A 23,356-nucleotide genomic window follows, 5' to 3' on the forward strand; every position below is an offset into this window, starting at 1 on the left:
ATTTGTCAGATGTGAGCTATCTCTCTTTACAAGGCAACGCCTTGTGCCGCAGGCTCTATTTTGCCGTCGGTTTTTAACCGACGGATATAAAAGACAGGAGGCAAAGCCTCTTCCTTTGTGGGCTTAAGCCCCTTTAAAGCAGGGGCTACCATTATATGCCTAAAGGGGTTAAAACCCACAAAGGAATCCGGCAAAGCCGGAGCATTTAATCTATCCGTCGGTTAAAAACCGACGGCAAAAGAGAGCCTGCGGCATGAGGCGGAGCCTCATAAAAAAACTCACCTTTATTCAGTCATAAACCGGAAGTTATATTCGCTAAACGACCAGATTTGTTTGCCTTTCGGAACAATTGCTTTTCCTTTCTTACGGCCTTTCTTGTCGACTGTAACGTTCAGGTCGATACGGGTAAACGCTCCTTTCTCGTAATCATAGCTACTGCCATCATCATCGTAAAGGAAATAAGTACCCGGTTTCGTCCCGTAATGCCGTACTTCAAGCGGATATTTCTGGTCGGTGAATTTTGCCATAGCCGGCCACAACGGGATGATACCGCCATCCTTTACATACACCGGTATGTTTGAGTCAGTAGGTTTCACCGTGATCACTTCACCCTCTCCTGCCAGTTTTCCGGTATAAAAATCATACCATTTACCTTTCGGAAGAATTACTTTCCGTTCCTTCTGTCCGGTAAACAACGGAGCAACTAAAATATTTTCACCCACCATAAATTGATCTTTTACTTCACGACGTATAGCCATTGCATAAGGATTCTCCGTTGCATCCAGCTTTCCCTGTTCCGTTACTGTTTCCACTGCATAACCGTCTTCCAGGTTCATGGCACGTACGGGAGGTGTCCCGTAGAAAGCGTAATCGGCAAAAGTCGAATATAAATAAGGAATCAGACGGATACGAAGCAGGGATATTTCTTTAATCTCTTTCTCTACATCCGGGAATGTCCAGGGTTTGGTTCCGTCTGCCCACGCATTCAACTGTGCGATAGGAGAAAAACAAACGGTCTGCATACGGCGTAGCCATTCTTCGGATGTTTTTGACGAACGTACCTCAGGCGTCCACAATACGCCGATAAAAGAGCTGTTTATCAATGCCGTGATAAAACCCTTATGATCGTAATAGTCGTTATATAATACATAGGGATATGAGTTGGTTCCGGCATTGGCAGCACGAACCTGTCCGTATGTACGTTTGTTCTGTTCGCGGTACATCTTTGTCGTTGCATATTGCATCAGGGAACCATAAAGGTTACGTAACTGTTCGGCCGGGATTCCGGAAGGGAAAGTTGCCACGTCGGGCCAGAGCCAGAAGTCATAACCGTCGTTCTCGTCCATTTTATATCCGCTGACACCCATATCGAGCTGATGTTTCTTGAAATGACCGGTCATGATGCGTTGTACCTCCGGCATAGAATAATCGGGCACCTCGCCCAGCCATACGGTATGCGATCCGGTATAAGGTTTGATCTTGTCGTACACTTCACTGTGTTTGGATACATACGGGTTCATCCACAGGTTCAGTTCGATTCCTTTATCCAGCATTTCTTTTACAAATCCGGAAGCATCCGGGAAACGGCTTTTATCCCATTCGTAGGTACAGGGATAAGCCTTTGAATGCCATCCCGGTTCAAGGCCGATCACGGAAAGGGGAAATCCTCTTTTTTCAAACTCGGCGACTTCGTTCTTCACATCCTTATCGGAGAAAAGTGTAGGGGTACGATGCCAGAAGCCCAGCCCCCAGCGCGGAGGTAACGTACCGCCTCCATTATACAAATTATATCGGCGCACGACATCCAACATGGTCGGACCGGCAAAAAGCAACATTTCGACACCGGTAGCGGGAACCAATATCTCTATATTATCCGAATAGGGTTGTGAAGGCCAGTCCGCATCCATATTACGGTCTTTTTCTTCGGGTACGTTCGGGCTGTCTTTACGAACGGCTGTCCCCACCCATACATCGATATAACGGGCTGAATTGATCAACACACCGTATCCGCGGGAAGAAACAAAGAAAGGAACCGGGGCATGGGTACGGCCGTCATCCTTGTCACCATAATGGTCCATATGCAGGCGCATGATACGACCGCGTTGCTCAACGGTTTTAAAATGGAGTCCCAGGCCGAATATCTTCTCCCCTTTTTCCAGCGGGAAGCTGATATAGGTTTTTCCATCTCTCAGTTCGACCTTCACATCTGAGGGAGAAATAGGTAAAACGCCTTCCGGCATTTGTTGGAGAGCCTCCCTCTTCGGAGTATTATTAAGCTCACTCAACAAGTTGATCTTTTCAGGTTTGCCAACAGATAGTTTCCAAACTCCAGCACATTCATTAGTACCCCAATCTTTTGAAGTAACATTCGATTGACTAAAAGCTACTGCCACGTAACCTATAGCCGCTAACAATAAGGTAAGTTTTCTCATGGTATTGTTTTATACGTATTTAACGTGCAAAATAAGAGTTTTTATTCTGAATAACAAATAGACGAATAATGGCCAAAGATGGATAATCTTTCGAAGAAGTCCTCCAACCGAATGACTATCTTGTTTTTCAGGCCATTAAAAACATCCTGTTATTTCTTATGTCGATATCGGTTTACATTTTGTCTATATTGTATCAGTATAAAAAGTATAAATAAGGCCAATACTCCTCCGGCTATCCATTTACCGAAAGATATATTTATTTCCTGCTTTTCCTGAAGAACATCTGAACCGAACGAACAGACATTACTAGTCGAACCTGCAACGGCTGATGATTCAACCTCCTTTTCTTCCTGTTCACGAACAGCGATATGGGTAACAGAGCGCACCAAAGGCACAGCAGAAACCAAGTGACAGGTATCAAAAACGGTATGTTCTATATCAATTGCCGTATTACGTGAGATCTGAAACAAGTTTTGCAAAAATGTACTATCCCTATGGACAAGGTTCGTCTCAACAATTGTTCTCCGCTGTAATCCTCTATACCGCCCGGTACTGCAACCGGGCGACAAAACCATTAGTAGAATAACCGGAACAATCAACCACCTGTTTATTGCCACCATACTCCTTTCTCCTACTATTTATTAATAATGATCTGATAACGATTCCGCCCACTGGCTTTAAGCGATAAATGCAGGAACTTCTTCCGTTTATAAAGAATCGCCTGGTCGAAAGGCAGCTTACAGAAACGCAGCACATTCAGTAATACCTCGGGATCAGGAACATAACAATCGGCTGCCTCCCCTTTAACATGTTGGCTCGAAGGTACGCCACCCACCAACTTATTCACTTCCGGACTACGATAACCGCTCGTTATTGCAATTGGCTGTGCATAAGCTATCCGCAACGGTTGCAGTAAACGCTTTGCCAGATGCTTCATCGCAATCTCGGCCTCTATCGGAGGAATATTATGCAAACCATTTTCCACAGCCACACGGCTATATACCATTTCTTCCCAGGTAAAATCCCTGCTAATTTTTCTTTTCATCTTGAATCGATTTTATTTTATACGAATAATCTACTCCGAACAAAGCTCCGGCAAACGTGCAAGTTTCTCCAAAAGCCACCAATACACTATTATGGATCTCTCCTTTCGGAGCTATCCAGAAACCGGAGAAAAGAAGGACAATCCCGCTCAATACGAGCAGGATTGCCATTACCAATTGAATTGTCAGTCTCTTTTTCATACGTTCCCCCTATCCAACTAATTAATTTTCAACTTTCAATTCTCCACTTTTAATTACTCGATAACAGGACGATCGTTTTCTTCCTCTTTTTTCTCTACGACCTTCACATCGTCTTCTTCAAACTTCGCAAGTTCGCTCGTCCAGCGCAGGCTTGCACCCGGCGTAAACACGATACGAGCTTTTTTAATCATAGAAGCATTAAATGCATCTTCCGTATCTGCACCTTTTGAACGAAGCGAAAAACGAAAATTACCGAATTCGCCCACCTGCACGATACTTCCTGAACGAAGTTCCAAGCCCATCGCCCAGTTTAGTGAGTCGAGAATTGCCTTCACATCAGCACTCGACATCGCCGAACGGCTGGATATCAATTCACACAATTTTTCCATATCGCAATAGCTCGATGATTTGGCTACCGCATAGGTTTTCACTTTGTCCTTGTCGTCGCCACTCAGGACCTTACGTTGTACCTTTCTGAATTTTAATGCCATACCTTTAATTTTAAATGATTATGCAGTTGTTTCCGGGGAACGATACAAAGGTATGGGCAACCAGATATGTTAAAAACGCAATAATCTCTTCTGATAAAACACTATACTGCAATGCATTACAATCTTAAAATACTTTAAACACCTCTTTTTAGCGACTCTTCACTACGGTCTGTTTTACGCTTTATTTAACTTTTATAAACTATTTAGTATCAGCCGTTGTAGTCATCCTTAATTTTTGTTTTGCCTGATAATATCAATACATCTTCAGGAGTAGTCTTTTCTTTACTGATTTTTTCACTCAAGGTTTTAATTTTTTCGGAAAAGTCGAAGCAGATTACCACAGACATAGCCAGGCGACTCAATGATGTTTTTGCGGTACGCTCTACCGCTTCTATCAGATGAAGCATTCGAATAAACAAGGTAGGATAGCGAAGTGTATACCGGATATGGCCCATCACGGTTTTTTGTTGCATAAAGTCGGCATATGCCTGTCGGTCATGGATAATCACTTCTTCTATAAAATTCCGCTGATAATCAGGCAACACCGACCAGGTTATAAAAGAAATCTTATAGATTTTCTCACGTAATCGTTTTCTCCCGTCTTCCGACATGGCATCTAAACTACGATTAAATTCATCCACATCAGGAAGTTTTCCATTGGGAAACAATGCCTCAAACTTGTTTCTTTTTTTCATAAGCAGAATAAGATTAGTTTCATTTTAAATAAAAAAGAGGGTCACTACAAAATCTCATTTTGTAGCCCCTCTTTAATCGAATAGTAACATAAATAGCCCTATATCCGGACTGTAATTATCTTTGTATATCAAGGATTTAAATTCTCCAACAATAATTTTCCAGGTCTAAACTTCACACTCGTACGCGGTTTTATCATACAAGTTTCACCGGTACGAGGATTACGCCCTTGTCGTTCGGTCTGTTTCCATGGTTCAAAGGTTCCAAAGCCCTGAAGCATTATTGCATCATCCTGTTTCAATGCGTCTGAAATAATTTCTTCAAAGGCATTTACATATTTCCGTGAAATATATTGAGGAATCCCCAACTTTCCGGTCAATTTGTTTACTAAATCGTTCTTATTCATATATTCTGTTTTAATAATTATGTTTTTTATAAAATTATTCAGCGAAATATTCTTCCTGTTCAAGGAACATTTCTATCCATATCTCCCATATATTAATAAGTACCCCGAACACACAAGACATTATTACTGTTATCATTCCAACTATTATTACCTGTCGCTCCATTATTCATATTTACATAGGGAGCCCAAGGAGGGGTATCACCATTATCAGCCCAATATTTGCCGGATAAAGAGACATTTCCTATTTCACTTTTTCCATTGTAGATAGCCATTAACTCATTTTTTGATGGTAATCTCCAATCACTATATCCTAAATCCGATAAGTTATTACAATAAGGCCGTGCCTCATTACCATTCCCACGATACCACCCATTTCCTCTCTGTGCTTTACTCACCATCAAAGAGGTTGTTCCCGGTACATAATTATTACCGTTTTTAGGTTGAGAGATCGTAATATCGAACGTACGAGCCGGTTCAGCACCTGTTACGGAAAGTGTAAAAACTGCTGACCGGGCAACTGTGGCACTTTGCTTAGCTGTTACAACAAACTTTCCATTCGCTACATCGATTCCAGAAAAAGAAAAATCTGTAAAACCGGACTTTTTAGTAACAGTCCACTGTAGCCCTTCAGTTGCAGTTATCCCAGAAACAGTAATGTTCCCTCCCACAGCCGGTATTGTTCCACCATTAGCCGGCACAGTTATATTAGAGGGCTGTTGCGTTATGGCAGCAATCTGCTTTTCAAGAGCAGCGTCCGTTCCACTTATAGCATTCCCGGCTTTTACAAATAGATATCCCGTTCGGGTCGAGGCATTGGGATTTACAGTTACCGTATAAGAAACTGTCGGCGTAGTAGTAGCATTTGAAACTACACCGGTAGTAGTACCTGTCAAAGTCAACCAGTCGATAGCCTCAGACAATGCCCATGAAAGACCTTCTGTGGCAGAAAAAGAATATTCGGTGTCCGAATGAGGAATACCCTCAGGACCTATCGTCTTATTTTTAGAGGTAGCCGACAAAACCGAACCTTTTTGCTTTACCGTAACGCTTTTTCCTGCTATTGTAAAACTTTGACTACGTTCTGTTGAACTCGGATTTGCAGTCACTGCCGTAAACTTCACCGGAGCAGGGCCGGTAAAATTCAATGCTCCACCCGCAGCACCATTTGTTTTCCCATCTACTAATGCCGATAACCAGTCCGGTAATGTAATCGTCCACGCAGCTCCCGGACGGGCGGTAGCCTGAATGGTTGTTGTCGAGTTAACCGCGGCATCTATATCAGTCGGAGCCACAATATCAGGAACCGTGACCGACACGCGAGGATCGGACAAATCAATTCCGCTCAAGGTCAGATTCACGACATAAGGAGTATTCCGTTTCAGATTATAATCATTGAAATCATTACCCGGATATATACGAAAAGAAACATCCGCATAAGTAGTTCCATTTACAGTGGCATCCCCGACAAGCTCGATATAAGTAGCATGCGGCACAGAAGCAGAACTTCCTCTTTTCTCACGTGCAGAAGTAGCATAACCGTCTTTTCCATTAGTAATAACACCTGCCATATTTTCAGGCATATACCAGCTAAATGAAGCAGAAGTACCGGCCGGAATTGTTTTAGTAAATACCTGATAGGCCGTTCCTATTACTTGTCCGGCTGGTTCCATACACTGTATTTGTGTTGGAACGTCATATAAGGATAAGCGTTTAGGAGTAAAACTAAAACCGGATTTGATAGTATAATTCAACTGAACTTTTGTAAGCATACGCGATAATACTACTGACTGTTTATAATTTATTGATATAGATTGATTATCTAGCTGTGCGATGTTCGCACAGCTAAGGTTTACCGGTAAACCTTCTGAGGTGGTAAGACCTCCGGTTCCCGTTGTATAATCGATCTTTGTTTCATTAAATGCTGTTAATGTTGCAACCTTACCCAAATTACCGGCATTGCCGACAAAGCGAAGGAAACAATCAGGAGACTCTTTCAGCTGGACCTGGATTTCATTTCCTGTTACATCTGTCAGATAATGAGATATCAACAAATTCCCAGAAGCATCATACTGACCCAACCAAAGAGTTTTTACTAAACTTTCATCTACACCGGACGCTTTGGTTGCTACTTCTGCTATTTCAGAGATTATCTCAGAAGACATTGTTCCCATTTCATCTTCTTCTGATGTGAATGCCACACTACGTGTTACAGGAGTCACTTCACCCGATAATGTGAAATTAAAACAAACATCCACATCCTTCATTCCTGAACCTAAAAGCTGATCCTTTACCATATCATCGGAACAACCGCATAATAAAGAAAAGACACAAGCTAATAAAATATACAATTTATTCATTTTCTTCATACACTTCTTACTAATTAATTGACAGTACGGACACACCGAACGTTTTGATACTGTGATCCTCCCGATACATGATTATACCAATCCTGAACTCCATTGGAAAAATTTACCCCCATACGATAAATATCAGTATTATTATCAATAGAACTACTCCAAAATTTTCCTCCTGGACTCGCAATACCTAATGCTTCTCTGTATTTATACATTGTCCAAAGTTCAATCATTGTTGGTAACCTCCAACCATTACCTAAACCATTACAATAAGATTCTGAAGCAGGAAATCTTTGACCTGTCAAATAGGATGTATTCACTTCTATTTTATCCGCATAATCCTTTGGATAATTAAGGGATGACGCCCCACTTCTATCAGCTTCCTTTACATATAAGATCTTGCCTTGAGCAACTCCCTGTCTTAAATCCACGGTAGCAGTGCGAGACGGATCAGCTCCTGTCACGGAAATTGTATAAGATGCGGTGCGGGCTGCTTTACCGGAATTATTCGATGCAGTATAGATTATAGTTGCGGTTCCGGAGCCTGAAGTTTGACTGGGAGTAAACCCGGTACCTCCACCTGTTATTGTCCACGGCAGACCTGCTGTTGCCGTTATGATTGAACTAAAAGTCCCCCCGGTATTTGAAAGATCCGCAACGCTTAAAGGTTCCACAGAAAAGGAAGAGCCATCCTGGTTCAGATTAAATTTATCATCCCCTATTGTAAACGGGAGGGTGCGAACTACAGGGTTAGGATTGGCTGTAACAGCTTTGAATGTAACAAGGGCAGGGCCACTAGAATCGACTGTATTTCCGGCTTCTGTTGTTTTTCCGTCAATTAAAACTGACAACCAATCAGGTAATACAATCGACCAATTTGTTCCGGGACGCAAAGTTATTTGAAGATCACTGGTTGAATTGATAGCCGCATCCATATCAGCCGGTGCCACCATATCAGGCACCACCACAGATACACGGGGATCAGACAGGTCGATCCCGCTCAGTGTCAGGTTCACAATATAAGGAGTGTTACGCTTCAAGTTATAATCATTCATTCCGTTACCCGGATACAACCGGAAAGAGACATCCTTATAGCTCGTTCCATTCACTGTCGCGTCTCCTATCAATTCGATATAAGTCGCATTCGGTACAGAGACTGTACTTCCTTTCTTATCACGCATAGAAGCTGCATAACCGTCTTTTCCGCTGGCTATAATACCCGCTTTGTTTTCAGGCATATACCATTCGACTGTTCCACTAGCATCCGATGAAGGAGTTACCATAAAACTCTGATACGCCACACCTGATACCTGGCCGGTAGGTTCATTACATTGCATCTGTGTAGGAACACTACGCAGATACAACTGCTTTAGCGTAAATGTGAAACCGGACTTTATCGTATAATTCAACTGTATTTTTGTTACCATACGCGTTAATGCTACTGACTGTTTATAATTTATTGATATATACTGATCATCAAGCTGTGCGAATATCGCACAGCTTTGGTTTACCGGTAAACCTGCCGAAGTAGTAAGACCTCCTGTTCCATAATTTATCTTTGTATCATTGAATGCTGTTAATGTTGGAATCTTTCCCAAATCACCTGCATTCCCCACAAAACGAAGGGAACTATTGGGAGATTCTTTCAACTGAATCTCAACCTCGTTTCCTGTTATATCGGTCAGATAATGAGCGATCAACAAATTGCCCGAAGCATCATACTGACCAAGCCAAAGAGTTTTTACTGTACTTTCGTCTACACCGGAGGTTTTAGTTTTAACAGGTAAAACCTCAGGGATAGAATCTGAAGAAGACGAACCCAATTCATCTTCCCCCGAGGTGAATGCAATACTACGCGTCACAGGAGAAACTTCTCCAACCAAAGAAAAAGTAAAACGTACATTTACGTCTCGCAACCCAATCCCATTATCGACATTTCTTTCCATATCGCCCGTACAACCAATGTACAAAAAGCAGGTTAATGTTAATGCCAATGACAGATACAGTTTAGTCAAATATATTACTTTCATCTCAAACTAATTAATTTACAATTACATATAATACATATTTGATAACCTTTCAGTAATCTTTAAGCTTTAATCGTTTTTGTCTCGGACACAGCGAACATACCGAAGTGTATTTATAATGTTCCAATAGTCGTAGGATCCATTAGCAAAATTTTTTGTGCATCTTTCATTTCCAAATCTATGATTCGAACTACTCCAGTAATGGTCATTCATGAACGCCGCGACTCCATTTTTCATTAATGTAGTCTGATTTTCATACATAGCATGCAGTTCGATTAAAGTAGGTACACGCCATCCTCCACTTTTATTTTTACAGTAACTAACCGCAGCGGCATAATTAGCGCATCTTGATCCTCGTTCGGTCTTCTCGACTTCAATTATGTATTCCTTAGTCAGCGTACGAGTCTGAGAATTTCCGTTCAAATCAGAGCCTGTTATTTCGGTAGATGATCCGCCGTCATAATTAAATATACGGTAATTGCTATTGGGAGGCCCGTTCTTTTTAAAACTTTCAACAATTGCATTATTTATAGTGACCACATTAGTTCCCGCCTCTTGAATGGCTTTTACCGTAACTTTACGAACCGGATCCGCACCTACTACCGATACAGTAAATGAATCTAAACGTTCTGCACCGGTATTAGCAGACGCCGTAAACGTAAGTACAGCATCACCACTGCCACTAGTGGGGCTCACAGTGATACCATTATTTGTTTCAGAGGATACAGTCCATTTTAAACCGGCAGTAGCAGTTACCGAACCGACAGCACTACTATTTACCTCTTTAGTTATTTTTGTAATCGTACCGGCAGCAGTAAACACTGATGCTTCTTGAATCACCTCAATATTTTTGTCAATTCCATTAACATCTATATCAAAAGATATCTTTCTGTCTTTCGCGTCCGGATTGGCTGAAACAGCTTTAAACAAGACTTCTGCCGGACCTTTATAATTGAGGATTCCACTTGAAGGCACATTTTCTTTTCCATCCACTACTGCCGACAACCAGTCTGGCAATGCGATTACCCAAGCTACCCCCGGACGAGTCGTCACCTGTAGGGTTGTCGTTGAGTCAATCGCAGCATCTATAGCTGCCGGAGCTACAATATCGGGAACCGTGACCGACACACGGGGATCAGAGAAGTCAATACCACTCAAGGTCAGATTCACGACATAAGGAGTATTCCGTTTCAGATTATAATCATTGATACCGTTACCGGGATAAATACGGAAAGAGACATCCTTATAGGTAGTTCCATTTACAGTGGCATCCCCGACAAGCTCGATATAAGTAGCATTCGGTACAGAGACTGTACTTCCTTTCTTATCACGCATAGAAGCTGCATAGCCGTCTTTTCCGCTGGCTATAATACCCGCTTTGTTTTCAGGCATATACCATTCGACTGTTCCACTGGCATCCGATGAAGGAGTTACTGTAAAACTCTGATACGCCACACCTGGTACCTGGCCGGTAGGTTCATTACATTGCATCTGTGTAGGAACACTACGCAGATACAGCTGCTTTAGCGTAAATGTGAAACCGGACTTTATCGTATAATTCAACTGTATTTTTGTCACCATACGCGTTAATTGAATTGTCTGTTCATAATTTATTGATATAGATTGATTATCTAGTTGTGCGAATATCGCACAACTAAGGTTTACCGGTAAACCTGCCGAAGTAGTTAGACCTCCCGTTCCTGTTACATAATTTATCTTTGTTTCATTGAATTCGGTCAACGTCGCAATCTTTCCCAAATCCCCTACATTTCCAACAAAGCGAAGAGAACAGTTTGGAGACTCTTTCAATTGAACCTGGACCGTATTCCCTGTTACATCATTCAAATAATGAGAGATCAATAAATTACCGGAAGCATCATACTGACCCAACCAAAGAGTTTTTACCGAGTTTTCATTGACGCTCATCGCTTTGGTTGCCATCTTTGATATTTCAGTAGTTATTTCAGAAGGGTCAGATCCCAACTCTTCTTTTGATGTGAATGCCACACTACGTGTTATAGGGGTAACTTCGCCCTCTAATGTGAAATTAAAACAAACATTCACATTTTTCATTTCTGCTGCCAACTTAGATTCTGTACCATCATCACAACTTAATAAAAATAAGGAAGTCGCTACAAAAAACAGAGTCAACCCATTTACTATATATTTCTTTTGTTCCATCATTTTTCTTATTAAAACACAAGCTACTTAACAGTTCGAATGCAACGTACATAATATGAACCACTTTTACCTGTCCAACTCCATTTATTTCCCGAGGCAGAAGCTGAGTAACGATGAGCTCTATCGCCATTAGTTCTTGCAGTCCATATACTACTTGTATTTACAGATCCATAATTAGCTCCAAATGACCCAAACAGTAACCCAGCCTCACTATCATCCGGTAAACGCCAATCATCAAAATTTTCAGAGACCAATCCATCACAATAAGATACAGCATCATACCACGACAAATTTTTACTTGTACTTACCAGAGCAAGTTGTATAGTCCCATTAGTACTTCCTGCCGGCGGTGTTCCATACTGTGATACCGCAACCACCTGAGAATAATTTTTATCCGGTATCGTTACCGTTATAGAAGCCAGACGCTTTGCCGTTCCGGGATTTTTCGTTGCACCGATTGACAATTGAGTAGGAAATTTCCCACTTGTTGGTGAAATCGTTAATCCATTATTAGACGCAATAGTCACCTTCCACGCCAACCCTTCCGTTCCTGACAAAAAGGCCTTAGTCTCTCCTGCCGAAGCCAGTTCTACCGTAGCGGCAATACCCGTATAAACAGAGGCCGCCTGAGTCACGTTTATAGTTTTTGAAAGTGTTCCCTGACCATCACCGGCCTTTACCGTAATCGTCCCGCTACGAGCAGCATTTCCTGTATTAAGCGATGCACTATACGTTATAGCCTGAGCAGTCCCTGTTGCATTTTCTGTGCCGGAAACAGGATTCACCGTCAGCCAATCCATGTTTTTTGTAAGGTTCCACGATAGCCCCTTTGTTGCGGTAAAAGTACCGACATTACCGGATGTAGCTTTTGCCTCCAGACTCATTGAAGTAGTAGATACATTCAAAACGGAACCATTCTGAGTGATGGTAGCCGTTTTTCCGGAAAAAGAAAATTCCTGGCTACGCGCTGCAGAGCTCGGATTTGCAGTTATCGCCGTAAACCCTACAGAAGCCGGACCGGTATACTTCACCGTACCGCCGGCACCCGTCGTATTTCCATCTACCAATGCCGACAACCAGGCAGGTAACGTGATCGACCAATCTGCTCCGGGACGAGCTGTGACCTGAATAGAGGTTGCTGAATTTTTAGCTGCATCAATAGCCTTAGGAGTCGTAATATCAGGAACCGACACCGACACACGGGAATCAGAAAAATCGATTCCGCTCAATGTCAGATTTACTTTATAAGGAGAGTTACGTTTTATCATATAATCGTTTATATCATTTCCGGGATACATACGGAAAGCAACACCTGTATAAGTGACTCCTTTAACGGTCGCATCTCCCTCTATTTCAATATAAGTAGCATTCGGAACAGTCGTACCACCACATTTCCCGCGATCGGTAGTAGCAAAGCCGGCCTCTCCGTTTTTAATTACCCCCGCTTTATTTTCCGGAATATACCAGTCTACCGTAGCGCCACTCTGTGAAACAGTCCCACTTATATTCTGGTAAGTCATACCACTAATTTGTCCGTCAGGCTCTACACATTGCATCTGAACCGGGATACTTTTAATCGATACGCTCTTAACGGTAAAAGAAAAACCTGCATCTATTTTATAAACCAACTGTATATGTGCCAATATACGTTTCATCGTTACGGAAGGACTATATGAAACAGATACATATTGATTATCCAGATATCCGAACATAGGGCATGTATTACCGACAGTATAGGTTACTTTTTTCACATTAAAATCAGTTAGTTTATCTATTTTGCCCAAATCACCGGCGTTAGCGACAAAACGTAGAGAACATGCAGGTGATTCTTTCAACTGGAAATTAACCTGATTTCCGGTGATATCTGTCAGATATTGAGCAACCAGTAAATTTCCGGAAAGATCATACTGTCCTATCCACAACGTACTTATCAGGTTTTCATCCACCGACAAAGCCCTTGTCAGAACACTCACCGTATCAGATGCCATGCTCTTTTTACCTTCAGGCATAAAATCGATACTGCGGGTAACCAGCGAATCGCCATCAGATATTGCAAAGGTTAAGTTCACTTTTACATCTTTCAAACCGGCCGCATGTTCCCCATTTTCCATCTCTTCCCCGGAGCACCCGGAGAATAAGAGCAGGACGAAAGCAAATAAAAGAAGTTTCATATTCATATATTTTCCATTTTTATAGCCAGACAAACAGTTTTACCAGTTACCTTTCAATCCATCCAAGACACCCAGGCACAGACGTGCCTGACGGGGACGTTCAGGCATTGCCTTCTTAAACCAATCCGCCGCATTTGCCGGATCGTTTTCCATCAATGAAAGAATACCTAAATTGATCCATGCTTTCGGATTGTTCTTTACACGGTCAAGAAAATAGCGCGCTGCTACCGTATCACCCATACTCAAGGCTGCTGCACCGGCATTCAGTTGTGCAATTTCACAATCAGGGAAACGATAAGCGGCCAGTTCATACACTTCTCTGTATTGCTCCGTTCCGGAACGGAAAGCCAAAGCCACCTTCAATAAATCATCGAGAGTCAGCCGTTCAGGATCTTGTTGAAAAACAGTCAACAAATGAGCGAAGTCGATATCGGTTGTAGGGTTTTCTCCTGGAGAAACCAGACCTGTTTCCGTTACCTGATAAACTAAATCCACCTGTATCCGGCGTAAGCCGGCAAACAAGGTATTTTCCATATCTTTCCAAATCTTCCCTTTGTCCAACCCACGTAAAGTTTTCCGGCGAACATCCGGCTCAGACAAGCTGTCTAAAATCGCCATAACCCTTACCGCATAAGGTTTACGAGCCTCTATCATTGCTTGTTTCAGACCATCCCAGTCTTCCAGCGACTGTCTGACAATAAATGCATTGTCCGGTAAACGTATTTCTTTGCCTAAATAGCGGCACAGACGTAAAGCCCTTCCCGTAGCCAGTTCCTCATTCTTTAAAGTATTGCCATCAGGAGATGAATATCCTGTAACTTCAATCGATTGCAACGTAATATTCCCGTCTGCCAAAAGCGCATTCAGATCATCGCATAGCCGGGTCAGTTCCTTACTGTTCTGTCCATAGGAGGTTATTAATTCAGCACTTCCCGGCTTAAAGGAGAGAGACGTATCCAGCCTGCGTACTTCCGAACGGATAATTTCTTCCATTACAGATACTGTATCTGTCTTTTCCGGTACCCGAAAAAATTCGATCATCTGCCTGTATACAGTTTCTGCATCTACCTGTACCTGCGCAACAATCTGTTTACGCACCAGTGGAGCCTGTTTATCCGGAATCGTATCTCTATTTTCCAGGGAAGTCGTTTGCATAGAAGAACATCCGACCGTCAACATTGCCAATGCGGCACCCCATATTAAATTTACCTTATTATCCATTTATTCTTCGTTTTCTAATGATTCGTTATTTTATTGCGCCTCCCATATTATCATCCGTTTCCTCCACTTTCGCGTTCCAGTCCGATATCGTCCAGTTCAAAGCTGAAGAGTTATTGTCGACTGTCAACGAAACAATATACGACTGGCCAGCTTCAAAAGCCATTGCATCCAGCGTGGCCTGTAATGTTTTTTCTTTAATGGCTGTATCATTTTCATCCTGATAATCGAGTGTCACCTTTACTCCTATCGATGCTTTGCTTTTGGGCAGTATAAGATTAGTAGCCTGGGTTAGTCCCAGTTTTTTCGGATCATCCGCAGAAGGGACTGCGATAAAGTTGGAGAAATTAACTGTAGACGCTGCCGTCGGTGTTATTGCTTCCGTCTTTCCAAGTACTATCGAACCACTCCCGGCCGACATAGAACTCAATTCAACCGACTTTGCCGTTAATTTTTTCAATCCGATCTTCGTAGTTGCCGCCGGTATTACTTTAAATATAACCCGTGCACATTTACGCACGAATGTTTCCAGTGTAACGGTAGCATTCGATACGGTTACCGACATTCCTGTCCCTATGGAGATCATCACATCTTCATTCCTCGACAGCCCTTTTATCTGATACTTTGATCCATCCAATGTCAGCGGACGGGCAGGCGAAATAGCATAGAAGTCATAAGTACCTTTATACACATAGAATAATTCCGGCGTACCGTCCGTTTTTTTGCCGTTGGCATCCACCGTGCACTGTGTTAATGTGCCATCCGCATTTACCACATAAGTAGCCTGTGCAGTCGGGGCTGTAACAGAATAATCGACCGGAACAGTTAACGCACCGGGCTGGCGTTGATAGGCAGCGACACGGACCGTTACTCCGACAGGCAGGTTCTCCTCCGAGGCACGGGTATCTACCCTGGTACCCACAGCAGGTGTCTGTACATGGAGCTCCACATATTCATTTTCCTGCCCGGTCGATTCCACTACATCGCCTGCCGTGCAGGAAATCAACCCGGAAAAAAGTAAAATAATCCACTTGCCTATATGTTTCATTTTCATTCTTATTTTCTATGCATTATTCGGCAGCTACCGGGTCTTTCAGGTTATCTGTCCACCCAACAAGTGTAACACTTGAAATAGTCAACGCCTTTTCTGTCAGCAAGACTGTATAAATGTAATGGTTGCCTTTCACCCAGTTTAAATCCGTAGCCGTGGTTGTGGTAAATGTACGATCATAGGTTGCGTCATCTTTCGTACCGACTTTGACTGAGACATCCAACTTTCCCTTATCAGCCGAACCAAAGGGAGCAACCAATGCAAAAGCATGAGGAAGAACCGATGTGAAATCGGCATTGGAACCGGTTTCCTCATAAGCTGCCACTTGCCTGCAGGCAGTAATTTCTTTAGGGGTGAGTGTAACTGTCGCCAGACGACCTTCATCGCTAGCCGTCAGATCACCGGTATTCAGTGCGATATCCCCTTTTCCGGTAAAGCCGGTTTTACCCCCATCCGCTTTAAACGTCAGTTTCACCTCTTTCACATAATCACGATCGCCCGGAGCCGGAAATCCTTTTGCTTTCATCACGCGGAAACTGACTTTCGATAAAGCATGTTTCATATTTAACGCTGCCGATGAGTTATTTTTATTGATCTTGGTAACGGGATCGGAATAAAGATAATCCGTCTCGCTCGTATTCCAGTCTGTTACTCCCCCCTGGTCCGTAAAATCGAAGGTTTGTGCAGCCGCAAATGTCACACCGGCCAGTTTGGGGGCAGAACCGGCAGTCAATGTAGCCTCTTGGGTAGATGGCGCCCAGGCATAAACGGTTCCTTCGGTATCATTCAAATAGAGAGGATCACCCTCTGCTGCCCAGGTTACAGGAGTTCCGGATTTTGCTGTAAACAATTGCTTGACAGCGTTTGTATCATACCAGGAAGCATTATTTTCCCTTGTTACCCCTACTCCTATTTTATTCAGTATGTTATCGGTCGTTCCGGCGCTAACATCCGTATATACACTCTTTGTTTCCAGGCTGGCATTCGTTACCCCCAAAGCAACCAGAGCTCCGCCATTATCTGCCTCATCCGTCTCTATCATAGAACACCCCGACAAACAAACGGCCAGAACGGTACATACGTTATAAATGATCTGTTTCATATTACTATAGTTTTATTATTTTTTGTTCTTCGTTTCTTTCTTATTCGTTTACAGTCAGTTGGGAGTTACACCGTCAGGCTGGATAGGTTTGGTATATGTCGTTTCTTCCCATCCCACTACCTGTGGTTTACTTATCTGCAAGCCCGCATCGGTCACCTGAAGGGTATAGATATAATGGTTACCCGATTTCCAGGTGAAAGTCGAAACCTCCGCCAGGTAAATACGATCGTTGGTTGTATTCTCCTTTGCCCCCAACAAGACGCTGATCGTTCCTTTCACCTCCGATACAGGAGCTACCAGTCCGAACATTTTAGCCGCCAAACCGGCATAATCGGCAGTATAAACATCCACCTGCCGTAAATCAGAAGGAGGTGTTTTCGTAGTAAACGTCAACTCGCCGGACAAGGAAGAACTACCGCTCACCTCTCCGTTCCCTAAATTAAAGCTATAAGTGCCACCTGCCAGAAAGAAAGGGGCATCCGTAGATTTCAGAATAACCTTTTTCACATAATCATTTGCATCCGGTACCGGTTGGCCATTTGCCTTCATAAACCTGAAACTCACTTTTGCCAGAAAATGGCGCATCTCCAATGAAACCGTATTCTGCTTATGCGAAACAGACGGACGATTACTTGCACTACCCGGCTCTACTCCATACAAATAATCATACTGGCTGACGTCCGAAAGCGGTGTTGTATCGTCTGTAGGTGGCGTACAGGTCTGACTGGCTGATATCGTACCACTCAAAACCGGCATTCCTGCTGTCAGGGAGACATTAAACGATTCACTATCGGAAGGGACGGAAGCGGTATACACAGTTCCGCTCCTGTCAGCCAGGAAAAGCGTGTCTTTCTTCATACCCCATGTCGATCCGTTATAATAAAACAACTGGGTTTGATTCGTATCATCATAATAATCACCGGAAGAATTTGTCACCACCACACCAATACGCTGCAATTCATTCATCCCGGTCCCGATACCGGTATAAATGCTTTTGGTCGACACCCCGACGTTATTCACAGCCAACGGTACTCGCTCCTCCTTATTCGGTTCCAGGACATCAGTCTCCATCACCGAACACCCGGACAAGACGTATAATGCTACAATCCCGACAGATATGTTTACCAGATATTTCATATTATTTTCTTCTTTTTTATTTGTGAACAGGAAGGGTATCGCTCCCCGCCTGCCCTGAACGGAATGCAACTTACTGAACCGGTAAGTTTGTTGTTCCTCCGGTGCCGAAATCCACAATTTTTACAGAAACGATTTCCAGCGCAACATCCGATATATTAATTGTATATGTATATTCTTTCCCTTTCTCCCATTGGAAAGTTACCTCATCGTCGTTTTTGGTCTGATACGACCTGTCTTTCTCCGTTTTCGCATCATTCGAACCGAGTGTCACCTTCACGCTCAAATCATTATCGGCCGATGGCAGAGGGGCTACCAAACCGTAAGCCTGGGCAGTTATACCATCATAATTATCTGCATACTTAACCGCCTGAGCCGCTTTTCCGGCAACAGCCGACATTGTCAGCTTAGCAACAGTCGATGTACCCTCCAAAGTTCCGTTCGTGAGCTGCATCGTCCCACCTGAAGCTGTCAAAAAACGACTGCTTTTACTGGTCAGTTCGATCTGCTTTACATAATCGTTCTCATCCGGAGCCGGGTCATTTTTCCCTTTCATGATTTTAAAACTCACCTTAGCCAAGGCATGATGCATAAATAAATTAGCTTTGAAGTCCGTTTTATTAACAGTTTGTTGAGCTGCATCCGTAGCTGATTTTGTAGCATATAAATAGTCTGTCTGACTGCAAGCCGACTGGCTCACGACATCGAAAGTCTGAGCGGCTACCACGGTCACTCCCGTCGCTGTCAATTTATCGGTGGCTATAACCGGAGTAGATGATAATGCATTATCGCCCGCTACGGGAGCCCAGGCATATACAGCCCCGTTATTGTTATTCAGATAAATCTGATCTGCCGCCTTCCAGGTGGTATCCGTATCTGCTATATTTATATTATATTGCTTATACGAATCCTTTTCCTTTGTTGTATAAGCCACAAATTCGCCGGAGTTGTTTTTAGCCGCTACCAATACCCCGACAGCCCCCAGTTGGCCGGCTCCATTGCCGACTTTGTCGTAAACAGACTTTGTCGCGATGGTTGCACCACTGAAATTCATATTGACACTTAGCGGGATACCGGTAGCACCACCCATCGGATCGGTTGTTCCTCCCGTATCTATCTCAACAGAGTTGCATCCACACAGCGCAGCCAATAGGACAACAGCCAGGCCAGTTCTCTTTATTTTTTTATTTGCTCTCATCATTTTCCCTTTCATTCATTATTTTACTTAATCGACCGGGAAATCTTCTTCTCCTCCGGATTCAAAATCAACAATTTGTACGAGGTTTACATCCAACACCTGATCGGCAATCGTTACAGTATATATGTATTCTTTTCCCCGTTCCCAGTTCACTTTCAGTTTCGTCTGCGCATTACCCGTTTTGTAAATACGATCTTTGTCGGTTGTTGCATCGTTGGGGCCGATAACAAGTTCCATTGCCATAACCTTCTCCTCCTTTGTCAGAGGAGCAACCAGTCCGTATACCTGTTGAGCGACGTTTTTGAAACCGTCCGTTTCATCATACACAGCCAACTGCTTGCCTTTCCCTGTTTCAGCCAGGAAAAACAAGGTATCGGTAGGCGTTCCACCACTCAATGCTCCGTTTACCAGACTCATCGTCATTCCCGAACCTTGCGGAAAATCCTTTGCCGTAGAAAACAACTTTATTTTTTTGACAAAGTCATTGTCATCTACCGCCGGTTGCCCTTTTCCTTTCCTCACTTTAAACGACACTTTTGCCAATGCATGATGCATATATAAGGTAGTCTGCCTGTCGGCTTTACTAACCGTATCCTGCACCGGAGTAGCCCGAACGCTCGAATTCGTTGAAAACAAATAATCTGTTTGGTCACAGGTGTTACGTTTCACATCGGTCGCATCGAAAGTCTGACTGGCTTTTATCACCAGACCTGCCACCGTCACATCCGAATCTGTTATCGAAGGAGCTCCCGACAACGCATCCGATCCTTCTAAAGGCGCATAACCGAAAACGACCGCTTTGTTGTTATTCAAGTAAATATCCTTGTCGGCCTTCCAGGTTAATTCTCCCGACGTACCTCCTTCTTTTTCGGCAGCCGTATAGGTTGCCGACACACTGCTATTTGCATAAGTCGCATATTTGCCATCGGCAAAAGAAGCCAGCGACACATAAACCTTACCGATATTGTTTACACCCGAAGTTCCCACACCGTCATAGATAGCACGGCTGGTAACCTCTGTCCCGACAAAACCCAGATTAACCTGCATCTTTACCTCCTTTGCTCCGGAAGGATTACCGGAGGAGGAGTCCGGCCCCTCCTCCACCTCCGGCATGCTGCATGACCAACAGATCGCCGAAAGCAGAGAAAAGACCATCCCCCTTTTAAATAATTGCTTAACCGTATTCATTCAGCTATTATAAATCGATTACTTCATCTATTTCAACCGATTCCCAATCTGCAACCTTCACATCGACAACGCTCAGGCCTTTTTTAGACACACTGAAAGTATAGATGTAGTTTTTATTGGGTAACCAACCGCTATTACCATCAGCATCCGTAGGTACAGGTAAAATAGCTTCCAACGGGAATGTATTACTTGAACTCGGCTCAGCAATCTGGAACTCCACTTTTACCGAATTTTCTGCCAGATCTGCGATCGGATAAACCAATGTACTGATATAGTTGGCCGCAGCACGACCATCTACCTCCGGAGCAGTGTACAAGTAAGTAAGTTTTGACGCCTTTTCCGCAGTTCCGAACGGATCTTTAGAACCGGTTGCACGCGCTCTGATCAGATAATAATCTTTCAATGTACGGGTAAGATCCTCTCCTGTAGCAGTCTCCGTATTGATAACATCCGTTGCTGTCGCATCGTCATTACTTATTTTCATTGTTGCATCGCCTACTTTGAATACACCGCTACCCGGTGTTACATTCGAGATTTTGAAAGAGGCAACCGAACCTAATGTCGAAGCATTCGGAGTTGTCCCTGTGGGAGCTTTCGCTACCAGATCCTTATCGTACAAACGGAATGTCACCATAGAAAGCGCATGCTTCATCGACAATGCGATGCTATTGCCCGGATTCGTTTCATCCGTGTTATTCGGACTGGCAGGAGCCGTAACAACACCATCGGCACCCGGATTGGAACCATTGTTTACCAAACGTCCATAACCATCATCCGGTCTGAAATACAAATAATCGATTTCGTCAGTCGATATATTCACCGGATTCTTGGTCTTATTATCCGCCCAGGATGTAGCAAACGATTTGGCGGCATTAGCAACCGATCCATCTATCGGAGTTGCAGTTGTAGCAGAAACTGCAACCGGATAAGTAACCGCTCCGTCAGCAATAGTCGCCTTCTTACGGCCGCTACTTGCTGCTTTATCATAAGGATAATAGGCAAAAATCTTTCCGGGGTTCTTGTCCAGATAAAAAGGTTTTACTTTTTCTGTAGTACTACTAGTTGGAAATGTAGCCACCTCTATAGCCTTCCAACCCGAACCGGCAGCATCTCCCATAAAGCAAATATCATAACCCGGAGCCGTGTAGTCATAACCGATCTGAAAATTCGCCGTTGTTGCCGCATAATAACCGGATACTTCAGCATTAGTGACAACAATACCGATGCCGTAAGCCGTTTTTGCATAATTTTTGTCATCATACGTAATCGCAGTTCCGGTTACGGCCGCTTTCGTTTTGTTTACTCCGACATTTACGCCTAATGTCACAGGCTTGCTGACCGGCTGATCTACCGGGTTATCGATCTCACTTTGCGAGCAACTGGTTGCTGCCATTAAAAAGGTGGTCATGGCCACCCAAGTCAATTCTTTTTTCATCTTTGTTTTTATTAGGTGGATCTCTAATGGGATCCTGTTAATTAATATTCTGCCTTTAAAGTGGAATAGGTTCATCTATTTCAACCGCAGTCCAGGGTTCTACCGAGACGGCTACTATTTCTATTTCGCTATTGGTAAAAGACATCTCCACCCGGTGCGAAAATCCGGCTTGCACGCCACTTTCACCGGTATCCGCATTTTTTACTACAAGAGCTGCCGTATGTTGGTAACCACCCGGTTTCTCTATCCCAATCCCTCCCTTTTGAGTCGTAATATGCAAAATCAGCGGATAGCGTTCGGTTCCTGCTTCCTGCGTAGGAACCAGAATACTGTCTTGCACAACCAATGATTCCGGGATTGAACCGGGTGAACCGCTATATAGCTCCAATCTCTTGTCTTCGCTTGTACAAATAGAGGATAGCGAAAATGTCGCCGAACTTTCCACTGGAGACAAAACGGGTATTTTATCAGACAAAGTAAACGTCTGTTGTCGATGAATATCCTGTACTTCTATCTTCGTAATCGCTCCCCACATATCCGGCTGGTCGCTGAAACAAACAAATTTCAACTGCGTCAGTAAATGACGAAACATGCAGGTCGTAACCGGTTTCGAATACGATCCGCAAAGCAAACCTGTTGCCATCAAATCCGTCGAACCGTCGGTTATCGTATAAATTGGCTGTTCCTGTACGTTTCCCGTCCATCCGAAACCGGGATAATATCCGTTTAACCGGACTTCCCGGTCGTCGTCGGGATAAAACTGAGGCTCGGTAAAAACAATAGGAGTCCGTCCTATTCCACCTATTCGCACAGCCGACAGTTGGTGCCATAAACTCCCCTGGTCGCTACGGGCAAAACAAACATCCAGATCCTTTTCATAGCCGGAGTTGATCACCGCACGGGTGGAAGTACCGATCGTCCCTTCCAGATGCAAGGCTTTCGACAGATCCTCATGAGCGGGATCATCCGAACACCCCTGCGACACAGACAAGACAGCCAACAATAAAAAGGCCGGATATATATTTTTCATC

The 23,356-nt window shown here is 43.5% G+C and carries 19 protein-coding genes; all 19 read right to left on the reverse strand.

What is annotated here, in order from left to right:
- Positions 1-284: 284 nt before the first annotated feature.
- A complete protein-coding gene (locus BQ7394_RS13845) occupies positions 285-2,432 on the reverse strand; it encodes a TIM-barrel domain-containing protein (protein ID WP_075557971.1) in 2,148 nt (715 codons plus the stop codon).
- Positions 2,433-2,581: 149 nt separating this feature from the next.
- Complete coding sequence (locus BQ7394_RS13850; RefSeq protein WP_075557972.1) at positions 2,582-3,052, reverse strand: hypothetical protein; 471 nt, start codon at positions 3,050-3,052, stop codon at positions 2,582-2,584.
- A 14-nt stretch (positions 3,053-3,066) separates the two neighbouring features.
- A complete protein-coding gene (locus tag BQ7394_RS13855; protein ID WP_075557973.1) occupies positions 3,067-3,477 on the reverse strand; it encodes a D-Ala-D-Ala carboxypeptidase family metallohydrolase in 411 nt (136 codons plus the stop codon).
- Positions 3,461-3,676: a hypothetical protein gene (locus BQ7394_RS13860; RefSeq protein WP_075557974.1), complete on the reverse strand. Its 216-nt coding sequence runs from the start codon at positions 3,674-3,676 to the stop codon at positions 3,461-3,463. The genes BQ7394_RS13855 and BQ7394_RS13860 overlap by 17 nt, the downstream gene beginning before the upstream one ends.
- A gap of 53 nt (positions 3,677-3,729) precedes the next feature.
- Positions 3,730-4,167 carry an HU family DNA-binding protein gene (locus tag BQ7394_RS13865; RefSeq protein ID WP_075557975.1) on the reverse strand — a complete coding sequence of 146 codons (438 nt, stop codon included), beginning with the start codon at positions 4,165-4,167 and terminating at the stop codon, positions 3,730-3,732.
- 209 nt (positions 4,168-4,376) lie between these two features.
- Positions 4,377-4,862, reverse strand: a complete 486-nt coding sequence (locus BQ7394_RS13870) for a hypothetical protein (RefSeq protein WP_075557976.1) — start codon at positions 4,860-4,862, stop codon at positions 4,377-4,379.
- Between the two features lie 128 nt (positions 4,863-4,990).
- Positions 4,991-5,266 (reverse strand): HU family DNA-binding protein, encoded by a 276-nt coding sequence (locus tag BQ7394_RS13875; RefSeq protein ID WP_075557977.1) that lies wholly within the window; start codon positions 5,264-5,266, stop codon positions 4,991-4,993.
- A 92-nt stretch (positions 5,267-5,358) separates the two neighbouring features.
- Entirely contained in the window at positions 5,359-7,632 is a 2,274-nt protein-coding gene (locus BQ7394_RS13880; RefSeq protein WP_075557978.1) for a BACON domain-containing protein, read from the reverse strand.
- A gap of 14 nt (positions 7,633-7,646) precedes the next feature.
- A complete protein-coding gene (locus BQ7394_RS13885) occupies positions 7,647-9,650 on the reverse strand; it encodes a DUF4906 domain-containing protein (RefSeq protein WP_075557979.1) in 2,004 nt (667 codons plus the stop codon).
- Positions 9,651-9,716: 66 nt separating this feature from the next.
- Positions 9,717-11,828, reverse strand: a complete 2,112-nt coding sequence (locus BQ7394_RS13890; RefSeq protein WP_075557980.1) for a DUF4906 domain-containing protein — start codon at positions 11,826-11,828, stop codon at positions 9,717-9,719.
- A 23-nt stretch (positions 11,829-11,851) separates the two neighbouring features.
- The gene (locus tag BQ7394_RS13895) at positions 11,852-14,005 is read right to left on the reverse strand and encodes a BACON domain-containing protein (protein WP_075557981.1); all 2,154 of its coding nucleotides are present in this window, start codon (positions 14,003-14,005) and stop codon (positions 11,852-11,854) included.
- A gap of 33 nt (positions 14,006-14,038) precedes the next feature.
- Positions 14,039-15,220, reverse strand: a complete 1,182-nt coding sequence (locus BQ7394_RS13900) for a hypothetical protein (RefSeq protein ID WP_075557982.1) — start codon at positions 15,218-15,220, stop codon at positions 14,039-14,041.
- Between the two features lie 25 nt (positions 15,221-15,245).
- Positions 15,246-16,265, reverse strand: coding sequence for a BF2992 family fimbrillin-A clan protein (locus BQ7394_RS13905; RefSeq protein ID WP_161951801.1), 1,020 nt, complete (start codon positions 16,263-16,265; stop codon positions 15,246-15,248).
- A 22-nt stretch (positions 16,266-16,287) separates the two neighbouring features.
- Positions 16,288-17,370 (reverse strand): fimbrillin family protein, encoded by a 1,083-nt coding sequence (locus tag BQ7394_RS13910; protein WP_075557984.1) that lies wholly within the window; start codon positions 17,368-17,370, stop codon positions 16,288-16,290.
- Positions 17,371-17,424: 54 nt separating this feature from the next.
- Positions 17,425-18,507, reverse strand: a complete 1,083-nt coding sequence (locus BQ7394_RS13915) for a fimbrillin family protein (protein WP_139317710.1) — start codon at positions 18,505-18,507, stop codon at positions 17,425-17,427.
- A gap of 70 nt (positions 18,508-18,577) precedes the next feature.
- On the reverse strand, positions 18,578-19,705 hold the full coding sequence (locus BQ7394_RS13920) for a fimbrillin family protein (protein WP_139317711.1): 1,128 nt from the start codon (positions 19,703-19,705) through the stop codon (positions 18,578-18,580).
- A gap of 24 nt (positions 19,706-19,729) precedes the next feature.
- Positions 19,730-20,890: a fimbrillin family protein gene (locus BQ7394_RS13925; protein WP_082211926.1), complete on the reverse strand. Its 1,161-nt coding sequence runs from the start codon at positions 20,888-20,890 to the stop codon at positions 19,730-19,732.
- Between the two features lie 7 nt (positions 20,891-20,897).
- Positions 20,898-22,325, reverse strand: coding sequence for a fimbrillin family protein (locus tag BQ7394_RS13930; protein ID WP_075557988.1), 1,428 nt, complete (start codon positions 22,323-22,325; stop codon positions 20,898-20,900).
- Positions 22,326-22,380: 55 nt separating this feature from the next.
- Positions 22,381-23,355: a fimbrillin family protein gene (locus BQ7394_RS13935; protein WP_075557989.1), complete on the reverse strand. Its 975-nt coding sequence runs from the start codon at positions 23,353-23,355 to the stop codon at positions 22,381-22,383.
- Between the last annotated feature and the right edge of the window lies 1 nt (position 23,356).

Origin of the sequence: Parabacteroides timonensis (assembly GCF_900128505.1) — a bacterium.
GTDB classification, from domain to species: domain Bacteria; phylum Bacteroidota; class Bacteroidia; order Bacteroidales; family Tannerellaceae; genus Parabacteroides; species Parabacteroides timonensis.

Coding starts and splice junctions, on each gene's coding strand:
- BQ7394_RS13845 (WP_075557971.1), bottom strand. CDS start 2,432: ATGAGAAAACTTACCTTATTGTTAGCGGCTATAGGTTACGTGGCAGTA.
- BQ7394_RS13850 (WP_075557972.1), bottom strand. CDS start 3,052: ATGGTGGCAATAAACAGGTGGTTGATTGTTCCGGTTATTCTACTAATG.
- BQ7394_RS13855 (WP_075557973.1), bottom strand. CDS start 3,477: ATGAAAAGAAAAATTAGCAGGGATTTTACCTGGGAAGAAATGGTATAT.
- BQ7394_RS13860 (WP_075557974.1), bottom strand. CDS start 3,676: ATGAAAAAGAGACTGACAATTCAATTGGTAATGGCAATCCTGCTCGTA.
- BQ7394_RS13865 (WP_075557975.1), bottom strand. CDS start 4,167: ATGGCATTAAAATTCAGAAAGGTACAACGTAAGGTCCTGAGTGGCGAC.
- BQ7394_RS13870 (WP_075557976.1), bottom strand. CDS start 4,862: ATGAAAAAAAGAAACAAGTTTGAGGCATTGTTTCCCAATGGAAAACTT.
- BQ7394_RS13875 (WP_075557977.1), bottom strand. CDS start 5,266: ATGAATAAGAACGATTTAGTAAACAAATTGACCGGAAAGTTGGGGATT.
- BQ7394_RS13880 (WP_075557978.1), bottom strand. CDS start 7,632: ATGAAGAAAATGAATAAATTGTATATTTTATTAGCTTGTGTCTTTTCT.
- BQ7394_RS13885 (WP_075557979.1), bottom strand. CDS start 9,650: ATGAAAGTAATATATTTGACTAAACTGTATCTGTCATTGGCATTAACA.
- BQ7394_RS13890 (WP_075557980.1), bottom strand. CDS start 11,828: ATGGAACAAAAGAAATATATAGTAAATGGGTTGACTCTGTTTTTTGTA.
- BQ7394_RS13895 (WP_075557981.1), bottom strand. CDS start 14,005: ATGAATATGAAACTTCTTTTATTTGCTTTCGTCCTGCTCTTATTCTCC.
- BQ7394_RS13900 (WP_075557982.1), bottom strand. CDS start 15,220: ATGGATAATAAGGTAAATTTAATATGGGGTGCCGCATTGGCAATGTTG.
- BQ7394_RS13905 (WP_161951801.1), bottom strand. CDS start 16,265: ATGAAACATATAGGCAAGTGGATTATTTTACTTTTTTCCGGGTTGATT.
- BQ7394_RS13910 (WP_075557984.1), bottom strand. CDS start 17,370: ATGAAACAGATCATTTATAACGTATGTACCGTTCTGGCCGTTTGTTTG.
- BQ7394_RS13915 (WP_139317710.1), bottom strand. CDS start 18,507: ATGAAATATCTGGTAAACATATCTGTCGGGATTGTAGCATTATACGTC.
- BQ7394_RS13920 (WP_139317711.1), bottom strand. CDS start 19,705: ATGATGAGAGCAAATAAAAAAATAAAGAGAACTGGCCTGGCTGTTGTC.
- BQ7394_RS13925 (WP_082211926.1), bottom strand. CDS start 20,890: ATGAATACGGTTAAGCAATTATTTAAAAGGGGGATGGTCTTTTCTCTG.
- BQ7394_RS13930 (WP_075557988.1), bottom strand. CDS start 22,325: ATGAAAAAAGAATTGACTTGGGTGGCCATGACCACCTTTTTAATGGCA.
- BQ7394_RS13935 (WP_075557989.1), bottom strand. CDS start 23,355: ATGAAAAATATATATCCGGCCTTTTTATTGTTGGCTGTCTTGTCTGTG.